At 40.8% G+C, this 15,134-nt stretch carries 13 protein-coding genes; 8 read left to right on the forward strand and 5 right to left on the reverse strand.

The features are described from left to right. Position 1 precedes the first annotated feature (1 nt). Entirely contained in the window at positions 2–340 is a 339-nt protein-coding gene (locus tag L2735_RS03605; RefSeq protein WP_153912710.1) for a P-II family nitrogen regulator, read from the reverse strand. An 812-nt stretch (positions 341–1,152) separates the two neighbouring features. Further along, positions 1,153–2,481, reverse strand: coding sequence for a bactofilin family protein (locus L2735_RS03610; RefSeq protein ID WP_248983393.1), 1,329 nt, complete (start codon positions 2,479–2,481; stop codon positions 1,153–1,155). 229 nt (positions 2,482–2,710) lie between these two features. Here L2735_RS03610 and L2735_RS03615 point away from each other — a divergent pair, with 229 nt between their 5' ends. Beyond that, positions 2,711–3,331, forward strand: coding sequence for a helix-turn-helix transcriptional regulator (locus L2735_RS03615; protein WP_248983394.1), 621 nt, complete (start codon positions 2,711–2,713; stop codon positions 3,329–3,331). Between the two features lie 104 nt (positions 3,332–3,435). Beyond that, on the forward strand, positions 3,436–4,635 hold the full coding sequence (gene zapE, locus L2735_RS03620) for a cell division protein ZapE (RefSeq protein ID WP_248983395.1): 1,200 nt from the start codon (positions 3,436–3,438) through the stop codon (positions 4,633–4,635). A 139-nt stretch (positions 4,636–4,774) separates the two neighbouring features. Here zapE and L2735_RS03625 read toward each other — a convergent pair whose 3' ends face one another. The 3 genes from L2735_RS03625 to glnE form a co-directional block, all read right to left on the reverse strand. After that, positions 4,775–5,056 carry a DUF3081 family protein gene (locus tag L2735_RS03625; protein WP_248983396.1) on the reverse strand — a complete coding sequence of 94 codons (282 nt, stop codon included), beginning with the start codon at positions 5,054–5,056 and terminating at the stop codon, positions 4,775–4,777. A gap of 198 nt (positions 5,057–5,254) precedes the next feature. Further along, positions 5,255–6,223, reverse strand: coding sequence for a sensor domain-containing diguanylate cyclase (locus L2735_RS03630; RefSeq protein WP_248983397.1), 969 nt, complete (start codon positions 6,221–6,223; stop codon positions 5,255–5,257). 264 nt (positions 6,224–6,487) lie between these two features. After that, positions 6,488–9,370 (reverse strand): bifunctional [glutamate--ammonia ligase]-adenylyl-L-tyrosine phosphorylase/[glutamate--ammonia-ligase] adenylyltransferase, encoded by a 2,883-nt coding sequence (gene glnE, locus L2735_RS03635; RefSeq protein WP_248983398.1) that lies wholly within the window; start codon positions 9,368–9,370, stop codon positions 6,488–6,490. 246 nt (positions 9,371–9,616) lie between these two features. Here glnE and L2735_RS03640 point away from each other — a divergent pair, with 246 nt between their 5' ends. From L2735_RS03640 to L2735_RS03665, 6 genes are all read left to right on the forward strand, one after another. Next, positions 9,617–10,585, forward strand: coding sequence for a hypothetical protein (locus L2735_RS03640; protein ID WP_248983399.1), 969 nt, complete (start codon positions 9,617–9,619; stop codon positions 10,583–10,585). 9 nt (positions 10,586–10,594) lie between these two features. After that, entirely contained in the window at positions 10,595–11,494 is a 900-nt protein-coding gene (locus L2735_RS03645) for a DUF350 domain-containing protein (protein WP_248983400.1), read from the forward strand. 4 nt (positions 11,495–11,498) lie between these two features. Beyond that, positions 11,499–13,247 carry a polyamine aminopropyltransferase gene (locus L2735_RS03650; RefSeq protein WP_248983401.1) on the forward strand — a complete coding sequence of 583 codons (1,749 nt, stop codon included), beginning with the start codon at positions 11,499–11,501 and terminating at the stop codon, positions 13,245–13,247. Positions 13,248–13,327: 80 nt separating this feature from the next. Continuing rightward, positions 13,328–13,741, forward strand: a complete 414-nt coding sequence (locus L2735_RS03655; RefSeq protein ID WP_248983402.1) for a YjfI family protein — start codon at positions 13,328–13,330, stop codon at positions 13,739–13,741. Between the two features lie 11 nt (positions 13,742–13,752). Further along, complete coding sequence (locus L2735_RS03660) at positions 13,753–14,442, forward strand: PspA/IM30 family protein (RefSeq protein ID WP_248983403.1); 690 nt, start codon at positions 13,753–13,755, stop codon at positions 14,440–14,442. A 7-nt stretch (positions 14,443–14,449) separates the two neighbouring features. Beyond that, positions 14,450–15,106: a hypothetical protein gene (locus tag L2735_RS03665; protein ID WP_248983404.1), complete on the forward strand. Its 657-nt coding sequence runs from the start codon at positions 14,450–14,452 to the stop codon at positions 15,104–15,106. The last annotated feature ends 28 nt before the right edge of the window (positions 15,107–15,134 follow it).

A 15,134-nucleotide genomic window follows, 5' to 3' on the forward strand; every position in this document is an offset into this window, starting at 1 on the left:
CTTATAGTGCTTCGTTATCAAGTTCACCCGTACGGATACGGATTGCTTGTTCGAGATCAGTTACAAAAATTTTGCCATCACCAATTTTGCCGGTATGAGCTGCTGTAGTAATTGCTTCAAGTAATACGTCTAAATTTTCTGCTTTAGTGGCAATTTCTAATTTTACTTTAGGAAGAAAATCAACTTGATACTCTGCACCACGATAAAGCTCTGTGTGACCTTTTTGACGACCAAAACCTTTTACTTCAGTTACAGTCATTCCTTCAATGCCCATTCCAGCAATTGCTTCTCGGACATCATCCAATTTAAACGGCTTGATGATAGCGCTGACGAGTTTCATCTCGACCTCCAAAAGTGTGATTGTTATATATTTGTTTGTAAATACAATTCAATCATTAGGCCAAACTTGTAAACACCTGTTTTACAACAAATAAATTAAAAACAGTTATTAATAAAGCCAAATAAACGCACCAAAAAAGTGCAGCTCCATTTCGGTGCGCACAAGATTAGCGCAGTCAGTTGAGGTTGGATTAGGGAAATTGTTAGAGTTAAATTAAAGGTTAAAAAAGTTTCTATATTCAATGAGCATTATTTTTTGCATTGCTCAAAGCCCAAAGCCCAAAGAGAAATTCAGTTTAATTACTGTGAAATTTACGCTCACTATCAGTAAACGGGTCAAAATAAGACCGCTACACAGGGCTTATACCAATCGGAATAAATAAGTGAGCAGATATTGCGTAGGAAAAAGCGCTTAGAACAAGGCAGGAATTGAAGCTAGCTAGTTGCTCTGCCTACAAATTTTTTAACGACGTTATAAGCGATTTTAACCAGTAAGAATGAGCATATTCTTATGCTGATTGGTATTATACCAATAGGGATAAATAAGTGAGCAGATATTGCGTTGGAAAAACCGCTTAGAACAAGGCAGGAATTGCAGCTAGCTAGTTGCTCTACCTACAAAATTTCTAACGACGTTATAAGCGATTTTAACCAGTAAGAATGAGCATATTCTTCTGCTGATTGGTATTAAATTCATAAGCGTTTTAGTCAATAAAAAGGCCCTCATATTGAGGGCCTATAACGATTTTGTTGGCTTACTAACTTTACCTTAAACGCACTGCAGTGCTCAGGCTAATGAATCAGCTCAAGTAATTAAAGGTTACCTGTAGAAGGCTCTTCAATCTCATCTGATGGCTCAGCTAATTCAGTGCGATCTTCAGCTAGTAAATCTGCCAATAAGCTATCGACATTTGTTTTATCGACCACTTCAGCTTCTGTAGCAGCTTCCGATGATACGATAACTTCGTCAGCTTCAGCGGCAATATCCGCAACTATTTCAGCTTCTAGCTCTTCGCCAGTCTGTTCAAGTTCGGCTAATAAAGCTTGTTGTTCACCTAATACTGAATCAACGACTTCGTCAGTTTCAACACTAGATTCGGCTACAGTAGCTTCATCTAATTGAGCTAATGCTGTTTCGGCAACGACCACTTCAGCGGTTTCTGGACTTGCCATTTCAACCACCTCTGCAACGACAACACCTTTAACTGCTGGTTCAGATGTTACCTTTTCAGATGCCGGTTGATTGAATTGCGCCATTAGGTCTTCTGTCAATTCTGGCTTCATAACAACGACACCTGCTGCGGCAGCTAATACAACGCCAGCAATAACAAACTTAGTTCCTGAACCAGACTTTTTCTCTTGTGCTTTCTCAGCAGCAGCTTTCGCAGCTAATTGGGCTTGAGGGTTAGGTTGAGGCTTTATTTCTAGCTTAGATTTTGGCTTTGAAGCAGCTTCTGCTTCATTGCTTTGCACTGGCGCGGTACGTCTTTCTTGCGTCGCGACAGGCTTTGGCTCTGCTTTTATAACAGGTTCATTCGTCTGAATATCAGCCTGTAAATTATCTCTAATATCAGAGATAGGCTCTGGCTTTATTTCTGGTTTAATCTCAGTTTTCACTTGAGGAGTGTCAACCGCAACGTTAGTCATTGGCTCAGCCATGACATTAACATTGCTCACTTTTGCAGCCTGAGCTATCGGCGCCTCTGCAATAGGCGCTTCAGCCTTTGGGGAGGCGTACGCCGGTTCATCATTATATGGTGCACTAAAGGCAGCAACAGCTTGTTCATCTGCTGCTAGTTCAGGTAAAACACCTTGCTCAGGTCCTTTGGTTCTTGCACCTAAGAACTGACCACCATCATAGATTTCCATCTTATGACTTGAAACATCACCTTCAACCACACCAGAGCTTACGATAACGAGACTATTACAGTGTAGAGAACCTTTAAATACTCCACAAACGCGCAGTTCTTGACAGTAAAGTTCACCGTCAATTTCGCCACCTACTTCAATTTTAACTTGGTCTGTTGAACGAATAACACCTTTGACTTGACCAGCAATCAAAGCAGGCCCTTTTACTGTCATTTCCCCATCCAGTGAAGTTTCGGGACCAATAAAAGTCACCCCGTTTCCTTTGTTATTCATACCCAGCAGTATCCTTCTTATTATAAATTTTCGACTTATAGTAAACTAACTAAATAAAAACAACAATAACATTGCGTTTACAATCCATTCGCCTGCCAATCCACGTAAATTTATCTAATCCATTAATAACTTCAGTGTTTTCTAATTATATGTAATAATCTGTATCTGCTAGATTTGCAGACTATTGTTAAGGACTTCAATAGTTGATTGTTATAAACAAGGACGTAAGATGATTTTATCGGATATTTTCTTAGGTGATATACCTGAGCCTTTGACGCAACAACTCTGTCAAATTACTGAGCTACTTAAGTGTAATACCATCAGCCATGACCCTCTTGATTTCCATTGGCAACAGGCTGATCAGCACAAAAAAATTCTCCTGCACTTTGTTGATGATCCGAAACAACACATCCCTAACTTATCGACAGAACTTATCTCTGAAGGTAAGCACCTCGCTTTTTGCTCAAGCTTGAACTCAGATACAGAAACATTACTCATAGCTAATGGTTTTCATGGCGGCCTTTCCGTAAGCGCATCCATTATCGAAATCATTGAAGCACTAAAGAATATCGATAATAATAAGCTCTATTTCAGCCATGATGCGATGTCGCATTATATTCAATCTCGTAAACGCCAGCCTATTACGCAACGTCAAACAGAGTTACTGTCGTTAACAACTAAAAAAGAACAACAAGTATTATCTCTGGTTTGCCAGGGCTTATCTAATGAGCAAATTGCCGCTCATTTAAGTATTTCAATCAACACAGTCAAAATGCATATCCAAAATATTTTCAAAAAAACCAAAGTTTCTAGTCGAGGCCAACTGTCTTACGTATTCACTCAAGTGTGAAGGTACAAGTCAATATCTGAAAATAAATTGACGCTATAAGCCCATTTAATTACTGATATACTTTGATATATTAAACGACCAATAAGCTTTTGAGTGGCTGTAGCGTGACAACTAATCTATTACATTTATATCGCGATAAAATAGTGCAGTCGAAGTCAGGCGCACTCGATCCCACTCAGCAAGTGTTAGTCGACGATCCAGCCCAAGCACACGCACTAAAACTGCTTAACCAGTTATTCAACGAACTGAATCTCCAACACTCAGTCGATGCTGACTCGACTTCAGCTGATAAAGTAATAAATCAAGCAAACCATACCATCGGCGTTTATCTCTGGGGAGATGTGGGCCGCGGTAAAACCTTTCTGATGGACTTGTTCTACTCAAACCTCATTACTGACCGTAAGCTGAGATTACATTTTCATCGATTTATGGCCGAAGTGCATCATCAACTAAACACCAGTAAAGGTGTTAGTGATCCATTAGTTCATATTGCTCACTTATATGCAGAGCAATATCAAATAATTTGTTTTGATGAGTTCTTTGTCTCTGATATAGGCGATGCCATTATACTAGGGCGCTTATTTGAGCACTTGTTTAGTCATGGCGTTATACTCGTTGCCACCTCTAATATTGAAGTGAATCGGCTTTATGAAGGTGGATTACAAAGGGAACGATTTTTACCCTTTATCGATTTGTTCAAAAAGCAGGTACAGGAAGTTGAACTTAGTGGCGAGATTGACCACCGCATCAATCAACAAGCGAGTTCAACTCGTTGCGAGCAAATATCTCTTAACCCTTCAATGGATCATGAAAACTTCATCGCACTCGCAGGGCGTCACTATCCACACCAAGCAGCGGTATGCACAACACATAATCACATCAGTATCTGTAACCGCTCGATACCCTACCAGGCTATGGTCAACAAGCTTATTTGGTTTAATTTTGAGGACATCTGTGACGGACCAAGATCCCAACTAGATTACATAGAAATTGCGAGTTCATTTGATCATGTCGTAGTGGATGAAGTACCACAACTTGGTGGCGAAGTGAGGTCATGGATTAAGGCGCGTGGAACTGAGGATGCTGCTGTTGGAACTAAAACGGGCGAGAGACAACTCAATTATGCAACCAATGATGATCCTGCAAGACGCTTCATTAGCTTAGTCGATGAGCTTTATGATCAAAAAGTATCACTCACCGTTTGCTCAATCTTTAATATAGATGAGCTTTATACTGGCGGCGCTCTTTCCTTCGAATTTCGCAGAACCATTAGCCGTTTAATAGAAATGAAACGTTGGGACTAGCTCACTATCATCCTTGTCAGATAACCTACCGCCTAGCTAAAGAAATTCACTCTAGCTACTTACTCTAGCAATTAACTATAGTGACTTACTCTAGTCACTTAGTCCCTATCAAAGTGACTTGAAAGTAGCTTGTTAACCTTTATTGAACAGTATGATTAATCACTTCACTGAAACGACGCATAAAATTCTCAAAGGCTTCATTATCAGGATAATCGAATTGGTATTTATTATGGAAATAGATATTAAGGGAAGTACGTCCATCACTAAGCGTAATAGTGTAGCCATCATAACCCGTTTCAGCGTGTAAGCCACACAGTTGGTAAGTCGAGTTATAGCCGCTTTCACTCGAATGCTTTTCACCAAATTCAGTTATTTTATTAAACACTTTCAGTGCTTGATAAATATCTATGGCGTTTTTCATGGGACGACTCCTGACTGAATGCAGACCAATAATAGTTAATTAATATTAGTCATTAATACGAGTAATGATTTTACGCCTAAAGCGCTTAATAAGATCACCTCGTTATGTGATTATTCAGTCTAAGCTAGCGACAAAAGATAACAGTGATAAAGCGCTGAATTTTGCCAACATAATGGTCAATTTGTGTATCAATTTGCTTCAGCGACCATCGTGATGTCGCGCTTTTACCTGGTACATTGCTTGGTCTGCTAACTCTAAATATTGAGTAACATTCAATTTTTGTTTGGCATTTCTTGACGCTAAACCGACACTGTAAGCCAACTCAAAAGGTTCGTTACTAGTATCATTGTGTTTTTTAAGCGCACGTTTAAAACGTTCAAGAGCAAAAGTGACATGACCATCATTGCATTCACAAAATAACACTAAAAATTCATCACCGCCAAAACGGGCAATTACATCAGAATCTCTAAACTCTTGAGTTAATAAGTTTGCGAAAGCTTTTAACGCTCTATCGCCTGCATCATGCCCATGATTATCATTAATTTGTTTGAAGTAATCCAAATCAAAAAACACTAAACAACTGCCAACCTCATTTCGATCCCAAGTTGATATCGCTTGATTGGCTAACACTTCAAAACCACGTCGATTTGAAATTCCCGTTAGTTCATCCAACGTCGTTTGCTGTATAGAGACTAATTCAGACACCACCATTTCGGCTAAATCTTTAAGTGCAATTTTATCATCGTGGCTAAATTCACGTGGTTTATCATCAATGATACACAATGTTCCCACACGCATACCGTTCGGCATTGTGAGAGGATGACCAGTGTAAAAACGAATATGAGGTGCTTCTGTCACCAAAGGGTTGTCAGAAAACCGTTCATCTTTGGAGGCGTCATTAATAACAAACGGTCCTTCATGATGAATGGCATGACCACAAAATGAAATATCTCGAGGAGTTTCACTGGCAACTAGGCCTTGGCAGGATTTAAACCATTGGCGATTTTCATCAACCAAACTCACTAAACAAATTGAAACTGAAAATAGTCGTTTTGCTAAACGAGTAATACGATCAAAGCGCTCTTCAGCAGCGGTATCTAATACGTTTAAATTTCTCAGTGTCTGTAAGCGCGCTTCTTCATTGTCGTGTATAGGTGCAGTTAACATATTCCCAGCCCAAAGTTACTAAGGATCATTTTCTTATTTTTTATTGTTAACAGTAGCTTAACAAATAATCATTAGATAAGTTACTGATTAATACTCAGAATAGCAGTTTAAAATTAACTCTGTTGATAATATCTGCATTTATTTATATGCAATCAACCTAACTTTACTCATTTATTTATCTATAATGGGCCAAATAACCAACTAAGTAAATTGCGCAAAACCTAAGTTACATCTTGCTATTTAAAGCTATGTTGAATTAAAGCTTCATGCTGTTTCTACATTAGCCGCTAAGTCAGACTCCACGCCTAAAATATGCTGGTAGATATCGATAACTTGAGAAACATTTTCGTTAGCTATACTGGCATCTATCAAGCCTTTTTGCTGTTGTAACGTCAGTCGATGATTCTCATCCCTTAACCAACAATAAGTCTGAATTAAGTGCTGTGCTGTCATCATGGGTAAAATCTCCAATTCGGCAAGAACTTGAAAAATGTGCACATTATCAGACCAAATAGCCAACTCTTTATACTGGTTTGCATTTGCTAAGACCAAGTATTGAGCCATAAATTCAATATCGGCAATGCCACCAGCACTTTGCTTTAAATCAAACTTGTCATTGCTCACTTTTAGTAAGTGATCGCGCATTTTTATTCGCATATCTCTGACTAACTTTGCTAACTCAGGAAGGTCACGGGGCTGAGACAATACTTCAGTTCTTATTTCGCTAAAGCGCGCAGCTAATTGATTATCGCCATAGACAAAACGAGAACGAACTAAGGCCTGATGCTCCCAATTCCATGCTTCTGTTTGTAAGTATTCTTTAAATTGTTCAACCTCGGTGACGAGTAGTCCTGATGCCCCTGAAGGTCTAAGACGCATATCCACTTCATAAAGCTCACCCGAAGTTGTACGAGTGGCAAATAGATGCACAATTCGTTGTGCAAGCTTTAAGTAGAAATGTCCAACTCCGATAGGCCTTCTGCCATCGGTTTCACCTGTGTTCACACTATTGCGTAGGAACACCAAATCTAAATCTGAACCATAGCCCAGTTCAATACCGCCCAATTTACCGTAGCCGATAATGGCAAAGCCCATTTTATCTGGACTAGTTCCTTCAGGAACGCCATGACGAGCTGCCACTTGATGCCAAGCCTGAAGCACCACTTGTTCAATTATGGCTTCCGCTAAAAAAGTAAGATGATCGCTTACTTCCATCACAGGCAAAACACCAGTCACATCAGCGGCGGCAATTTTGAGCTGCTGGGACAATTTGAATTGTCGCAGCGCTTCCATTTGCATTTCCATGTCATCTTCTGGCACTCGTAATAAATACTGTCTTAACTCGCTTGGATAATCATCCACCGATGTCGTGTCGTATAACTGAGAAGGATCGATTAACTCGTCTAGCAGCATGGGGAAGTTAGCTAACTCATGAGCAATCCAAGGACTAGCACAACATAAGCTAATCAGCTGTTGGCGAGCTCCTGGGTTTTCACATAAGAGTTCCAGATAAGTCGTTCGTGTTAAAATATGTTCCAACACACCAGAAACCGCTTTCAATGCGACACTAGGAATGGGTTGTTCTAATAATTCAGACAGCAATCTTGGCATCAGCTTTTCGAGTGTCTCGCGGCCTCTGGGACCAATAGAGCGTTTGGTGGTTATAGAGCGCCACTCGATGAGTTCTGGCCAAAAATTAACATCATCCACTAAATGTTCATCTAAAAGCGCTGCTGCATTATCTGGGTCTTCAATAACCCATAACTGGCTTGTCCAATGTTCACTTTGTTCTTGTTCGTCTTCGCCGCCTACTGTCTCTTTAAAGTGTCCATGAATTCGATACATGGCATCAGCAATTTTTGACCTTAGTGCAGCTTCATTTTCAACTTGCATCGCAAAGCATAAACGCTGCCAATCAACCTGATTATCTGGCAAGGTTTGCGTTTGCTTGTCATCGATGGCTTGGAGTAAGTTTTCAACGCGTCTTAATAAAATATAACTGTGTTTCAAATCATCTACAGCAAGGTATTCAAGTTGACCAAGGTTATATAAAGTATCAATAGCACCAAATAGACTTTGCTGACGTAATGATGGCTCCCTGCCGCCGCGAATGAGTTGAAAACTTTGCACCACAAACTCAACTTCTCGGATCCCACCAGCACCTAATTTGATGTTATCTGTCAATTGACGACGACGTACTTCTTGGGCAATCAATTGTTTCATTTTTCTGAGGGAATCAATGGCTGAGAAATCGATATATCTGCGGTAAATGAAAGGCCTTAATAAGTCATGCAAATCATCGCTATATTGAGTCCAAGGCCCAAGAACTCTAGCCTTAACCATGGCATAGCGTTCCCAGTCACGGCCTTGCTCTTGATAGTAATCTTCTAGGCCACTAAAGCTTACCACCAGCGGGCCGCTTTCACCGTAGGGGCGCAAACGCATATCAACTCGAAATACAAAGCCATCAACAGTGACTTGATCGAGTAAATTGACTAAACGCTGGCCCATTCTGATGAAAAACTGCTGGTTGGCTTGGGCACGGCGTCCACCTTTCGTTTCGCCATGTTCAGGAAAGGTAAAAATTAAATCAATATCAGATGAGAAATTCAGCTCGCGGCCGCCAAGCTTGCCCATGCCAAGAATCAATAAAGGTTGCGGATTACCCTCGTCATCGGTTGGAGTCCCTAATTGCTGGCACATTTCTTTATATAACCAATCGCGAGCAGCGATGACTAAGGCCTCAGCAAGTGCTGACAAGTCTAATAGTGAAGACTCGACATCAGCATAATTTTTAAAATCGCGCCATGCTAGTCGCACCATTTGCAGGTTACGGTATTGACGCAAAGCAGATTTAACTGCCTCTTCGGAGGTTAAACTAGATAACTCAGCATCGAGTTCTTCGGCAAAAAGCTGTCTATCAACATCATTGATTAATCCATTGAATAATGAACTAATCCATTGCGGGTTTCTGCATAACTGTTCAGCAATATAATCACTCAATCCAAAGACTGATTTTAACTCTTGCTGTTGAACATGATCCAAATTAGCGGCTAACTCAGGTGACTCATCACATAGCCTTAACCAGTAACGTTCTGCAATGTCAGATAATTCGGCAGATAAGGCGCAGTTACTTTGGTTTTGCATTATTATTCGATCCCTTCAGCAATTTAAACACAGCGTAACACTTTCTAATCGACATAATATGTCAACATGTGCTATACCATTCATAACAAAAGTTTAATGTAAGTCTTAATTGAATATGCCATTAAGATTACTATAACCTGTATAGTAGTTATACCTAACCGTATAAATATTTGGTCGTTATTGAGCACATATTTATGCGGTTTGTTATTATATTTATAGATTAATTTCTAACCATTTGGAGAAAACATGGCTGGCATGCTTCCCCGTGTCCTCGCAGTATTTTCAACGATAATATTGTGCTTTACATTAACAGGCTGTGGTGATGACAGACCTGAAAAAATAGCTCAGTATCAGCAATTGTCTCAACAACGTTTGGGTCAATTAAGCTCGATGCTCAATAGTGGTGAGTTGCGTAATGCTACATTACTAAACCAATACAGCAATTTACTCAAACAAAGTAAACCTGATTTAGTGCCGCTGTTAGATGAACTGGCAAAAGATGCTGGTACCTCAGGACCGATGTTTCAGTCACTAGAGAGACGTGTGAGTGAACTTTCAAGTTCAGCCAATTTTGTCGACTTAGATCAACAGCTCGATGAAGCACAAAACATCTACCATGCTGCAGACCCTAGCCTCTATAACGATATGCTCTCGGATCCTGTCAATGTGGTTGCTGATTTATCCGGTGGTCAACTAGCCCGAGTTAACTCAATCAGTCGTGAAGCGGCTGCACTGGCGAATGGCAATGAAGACTTCGGCGCCGGTAGCCAGTTAGTCGGTAACCCTTCCTATGGAAGCTGGCAATCTGACTCAAGCGGTATGTCCTTTTGGGCTTGGTATGGCATGTATTCGATGTTTTCTAATATCATGAACCCAGTTCGTTACGATCGCTGGTCGAATAATCGTGGTTATAGTTACTACAATGATGTGGGCCGCTCACGATACACATCACCAAAACAAGCTAGTGCGCAAAATCGCACCTATGAGAACACCAAAAAAACCTTTAACTCTCAAGGTCGACAGTTTAATAGCCCTTATGCAAAATCGCGTACTGGCTCTACAGGCTTATCAAGACAAAGTACTTCTGCACCTAAAGCCAGCACTGCAGGTACACGAAGTGCAAGCACAAGCAAATTTCGTTCGACCTATTCAAAAGACAGCAGTTTCCGTAATTCATCAAGCCGCACGACTCGCGGTGTACGCCGAGGCAAATAAGGAAAAATCATGACATTTTTAACTGACTTCGGGCTCACATTAGACCTCGCTATTATTTTAGCCATCGATATCACCATTGCGGTAGTTTTGTTAGCACTTATGCGTTATTTACAAGGTTGGAGCATAAGAGTAAACAGCCGCGCTGAACTTGCCGAACGTGATAATTTCGCTTTTGGTGTGAGTACCGCTGGCGCCGTTTTGGCACTAGGGATTGTACTAAGTGGCGCGATTACAGGTGAAGCGGCAAACTCTTATGTAATGGAAGCCATCGGCATGGCCTGTTACGGTGTTTTTGGTTTAGTACTGATTAAATTTGGCCGCTTCTTGCATGACAAGGTCGCGCTCAACGAAGTAGACAAAAATAGCCAAATCGTTAACGGAAATATGTCTATTGCCATCGTTGATGCTGCTGCAGCTATCGCCACAGCGATTATCATTCGCTCGGTATTAATGTGGGCAGAAGATATTACTGTAGATACCTTTATCGCTATTTTCACTGCATTCTTAATTTCACAGTTAATGTTAGTGGTGTTAACTCGATTCCGTGAGCATCAATACGCGAAACGAAATCAAGGTGATTCAATGCAAAAAGCCCTAGAGCAAGGACAAGTCGCTATTGCAGTGCGTCATAGCGGCTACATGATTGCGATGGCATTTACTTTTAATGCTGCAAGTCATTTCATTATTTATGATCCGACCGCTTACATGGCAAATATCATTGGCTGGTTGACCTTCTCTATCGTCATGTTAATTGCACTGTCAGTATTATTAGCGATTGTGAAAAAATTAGTGCTAGCTCAGATTAACTTAACTGATGAAGTAGAAAAGCAGCATAACCTTGGTGTTGCAGCCGTTGAACTTGCTATTAGTGTCGGTATTGCACTTATTCTTGCGGCATTAATGGCGTAAATCGATGAATAATACTTTGCTTGAAAACGGCCAGGAGGGCAGCAACAAGCAAAGCAGCCCTTCTAAACGCAGTTTAGCTTGGTTTGACGATGTCCTTTTACTGGGCATTATGGCACTCCTTGCTGGCTGCGGTCTTATCTACGAATACCTTTTATCCCATTACGCAGGCCGTATCTTAGGCGCACTTGAGGCCGCAATTTATACCATGATAGGTATTATGATTGTGTCGATGGGCATAGGTGCTTTTGCCGCTCGTAAAATTCGTTGTGCCTTTACCGGTTTTGCCTTACTCGAACTTATCGTCGCATTTTGCGGTTCGTTAGCGATTTTAATTACTGCTGCTGTTATTGGCTTTGGCCAACAACTTCCATTAATTATTGCCAACACATTAGGCCTACCGCCTGACCATATGCCCGACGGTGGTTTTATTGGCACTCTGCAAAATATGAGTGAATATCTACCATATGTTTGGGGGGTTATTCTAGGCTTGATGATCGGTATGGAAATTCCGCTCATCGCCCGCGTACGCCAATCACTATCTGAAGAACACCTAATGCACAATGCAGGGACTATTTATGGTGCTGATTACATTGGTGCTGGTGCAGGTGCAGCGATTTGGGTGTTATTCATGTTGTCGCTTGATATTCAATTAGCTGCAGCATTAACCGCAAGTGTTAACTTACTTGCTGGCTTTGTGTTTATTTGGCGTTTTTGGCAACAAATTCGTTGGGCAAAATTAATTCTCGTCGGCCACTTTGTGGCGAGTGGTGTATTGGTTTTATTAGCCATGCATGGCCCTAGTTGGGAGCAAAATTTTAATAACCTGCTTTATAAAGACAAAGTAGTTTATGCCGAGGCAACCCGCTTTCAACAACTGACCTTTACAGAAAGACTGCGTGGGAGTGGTCAAGCGCCAGTTTACTCACTCTATATTAATGGTCGATTACAGTTTTCAAGTATTGATGAGCACATCTACCATAGCTTTTTGGTTCATCCAACGATGGCTGCGAGCGCGAGACAAGATAATGTATTAATCATTGGCGGCGGCGATGGTCTTGGACTCAAACAAGTCTTTAAATGGGCCCCTAAATCAGTCACCTTGATGGACTTAGATGAGAAACTCGTTGATTTATTTCGCGAGCCACACGTCAACATGCCTACTCATGTGAGCAATGCCATGCTTGCTTTAAATGGTGATGCGCTTAATGACCCTCGTGTAAAGTTGGTTTATGACGATGCATTTAACGGTGTCGATAAGTTGATTAAAAATAATCAAAAATTTGATGTCATCATTGTTGATTTACCCGACCCAAGCCACCCTGATTTAAATAAACTGTACTCAGATTTATTTTATCGGAAATTGGCTGAGTTACTCAGCGCTGATGGCGCGATGACAGTGCAGTCAACATCGCCTTATCATGCACAAAAAGCTTTTATATCAGTGGGAAAAACTATTGAGTCTGCAGGTTTTGCAGTGCAGCAATATCATCATAACGTGCCTAGTTTTGGTGAGTGGGGCTGGACCATTGCCACTCGCTCTGGCCTAGATGCAAAAGCGCGTCTTGCTCACGATGAAGTGTTACCTATCGACGAAGATTGGCTTACTCCAGGGTTGATGAAAGGTGCATTTGAATTCCCTGGGAATTTTTATGTAGATAAACAGAATATTGAGATTAATAGAATTGGCTCATTGCAGCTGTACCATTATCACTTGGCATCTTGGTCAGATAATCAAGGGATGAATCTTTTTTAATCTACCAAAAATAGCCTTGACATAATATGTCTAAGTGCTATCTTTGAAACCTAAGACATAATATGTCAACAAGGAAAAATATGAATATCCATAAGATTGCTAACCACTTAACTGAACTCGGCGATGAAAGTCATACCGGTTTAAAGTTTGACTGTTTCCCAATTGACGGTGATGTCGAAGTATTACAAGTCAACGTTGCTGGACGAGAAGAGTTACCAGTATTCGTATCTGTAACTGACAACCAAATTTTATGTATCAGTTACTTATGGGATGAGAGCGAAGTGAAACAAGAAACTCGCACTCAAATGTTTGAAACCATGTTGGAGCTAAACATTCCAATGCCACTTTCATCATTTGCAAAAATTGATGATAAATATGTGGTTTACGGTGCACTATCAGTCACCTCCAGCATGGAAGAGATTGAACAAGAATTATCAGTATTGTCTGATAACTGTTTAGAAGTCATCGACGAACTTGTCGAATTTTTGAAGTAAGGAGCCATATCATGGGCATTTTAAATAAAATTTTAACGGCATTTCGCGGCGGTGCAAATGAAGTCGGCCAAAATATTGTCGATGCAAATTCTACCCGTATTTTTGAGCAAGAAATCCGTGACGCAGAAAAGCATTTAACCAAAGCTAAGCGTGAACTCACTGACGTAATGGCGAAAGAAATGCAAGCTAGCCGCGAAGTGGATCGCTTAAAGCGCAGCATTACTGAGCACGAAGGTTATGCAACTCAAGCACTTGAAAAAGACAACGAAGCATTAGCTATCGAAGTGGCTGAAAAAATTGCCCAACTTGACCAAGAGCTTGCAGACCAAGAAGCGGCTAACACTAGCTTCTCTGCGCACGCAGTTCGCTTGAAAGAATTAGTCAAGAAAACTGAACGTCAGTTAACGGATTATCAGCGTCAACTGAGCATGGTAAAGACCACTGAAAGTGTTCAAAAAGCCACTGCAACCATCACTGACTCATTCGCTTCAAGCAACTCGAAGCTAATGAATGCGAAAGATTCTTTAGAGCGCATTAAGGCCCGTCAACAGTCATTTGATGACCGTTTACAAGCTTCTGAAGCTTTAGCTGAAGAAAACAGTGACAAGTCTTTACATGCTAAATTAGCTGAAGCTGGCATTGGCGAGCAAAAATCGAGTGCTAATGCAGTATTAGATCGCCTTAAAGCGAAAAAAGGTTAATTAAGCTATGGGATTTCTAAGTGGCCTATTCGGCAAAAAAGAAGCCCCAAAACGTCAGCTTGATCATGTGAATAAGCTTCTCAAGGGAGATATGATCTCCCTTGATGATAGCTTTGCTTTACCTGAGCAACTGCGTGGGCAGCAACTTAAAGTTGAACAAGTCCATACTTACGAGTATGAACGCTCTCAGCAATGTGAGTGGTTACTTAGAGGACATAGTGGTACTGCTATTTACCTCTCTTATCATCAAGAAGATGAAGCATATTTAAGTTTTTCAATCAAAGTTAATCGAGCCGTTGTAGAGCAGCTATTCGACTTAGATCAATTTGGTCAAATTTTTGAAGAACCCGGTAATGCAGAACTCACTCCCCTTTCATTATCAAACGAATTAGATAGCGAATACGGACGTTGGCTTGCTAGCGCATATCATCAAGTCGAATTTGGTTGTTTTGGATACTTCCACCGTGAAGATTATCGTGGTCAAAAACCGCCTCAAGATGATAACAGTCAGCACCGTGGACTGGCTTTTGAAAGCTACTCTTTGGTCAATAATGAAGATTCCCACGCCGTCGATATCGAAGTATACGAAGGTGGCGATACTGATGTGATGTTAACTCTGTATCGACCTGTCACTGATATTCGCGAGTTTTGGCCAGCAAGTTAGCTTGAGTTGTTTAAGGAGTAACACCTGT

Source organism: Shewanella olleyana, assembly GCF_023283825.1.
GTDB classification, from domain to species: domain Bacteria; phylum Pseudomonadota; class Gammaproteobacteria; order Enterobacterales; family Shewanellaceae; genus Shewanella; species Shewanella olleyana.

Bases quoted from the DNA above. Each gene is read 5' to 3' on its own strand.
- L2735_RS03605 (WP_153912710.1), bottom strand. From the start codon at position 340: ATGAAACTCGTCAGCGCTATCATCAAGCCGTTTAAATTGGATGATGTC.
- L2735_RS03610 (WP_248983393.1), bottom strand. From the start codon at position 2,481: ATGAATAACAAAGGAAACGGGGTGACTTTTATTGGTCCCGAAACTTCA.
- L2735_RS03615 (WP_248983394.1), top strand. From the start codon at position 2,711: ATGATTTTATCGGATATTTTCTTAGGTGATATACCTGAGCCTTTGACG.
- L2735_RS03625 (WP_248983396.1), bottom strand. From the start codon at position 5,056: ATGAAAAACGCCATAGATATTTATCAAGCACTGAAAGTGTTTAATAAA.
- L2735_RS03630 (WP_248983397.1), bottom strand. From the start codon at position 6,223: ATGTTAACTGCACCTATACACGACAATGAAGAAGCGCGCTTACAGACA.
- glnE (WP_248983398.1), bottom strand. From the start codon at position 9,370: ATGCAAAACCAAAGTAACTGCGCCTTATCTGCCGAATTATCTGACATT.
- L2735_RS03640 (WP_248983399.1), top strand. From the start codon at position 9,617: ATGGCTGGCATGCTTCCCCGTGTCCTCGCAGTATTTTCAACGATAATA.
- L2735_RS03645 (WP_248983400.1), top strand. From the start codon at position 10,595: ATGACATTTTTAACTGACTTCGGGCTCACATTAGACCTCGCTATTATT.
- L2735_RS03650 (WP_248983401.1), top strand. From the start codon at position 11,499: ATGAATAATACTTTGCTTGAAAACGGCCAGGAGGGCAGCAACAAGCAA.
- L2735_RS03655 (WP_248983402.1), top strand. From the start codon at position 13,328: ATGAATATCCATAAGATTGCTAACCACTTAACTGAACTCGGCGATGAA.
- L2735_RS03660 (WP_248983403.1), top strand. From the start codon at position 13,753: ATGGGCATTTTAAATAAAATTTTAACGGCATTTCGCGGCGGTGCAAAT.
- L2735_RS03665 (WP_248983404.1), top strand. From the start codon at position 14,450: ATGGGATTTCTAAGTGGCCTATTCGGCAAAAAAGAAGCCCCAAAACGT.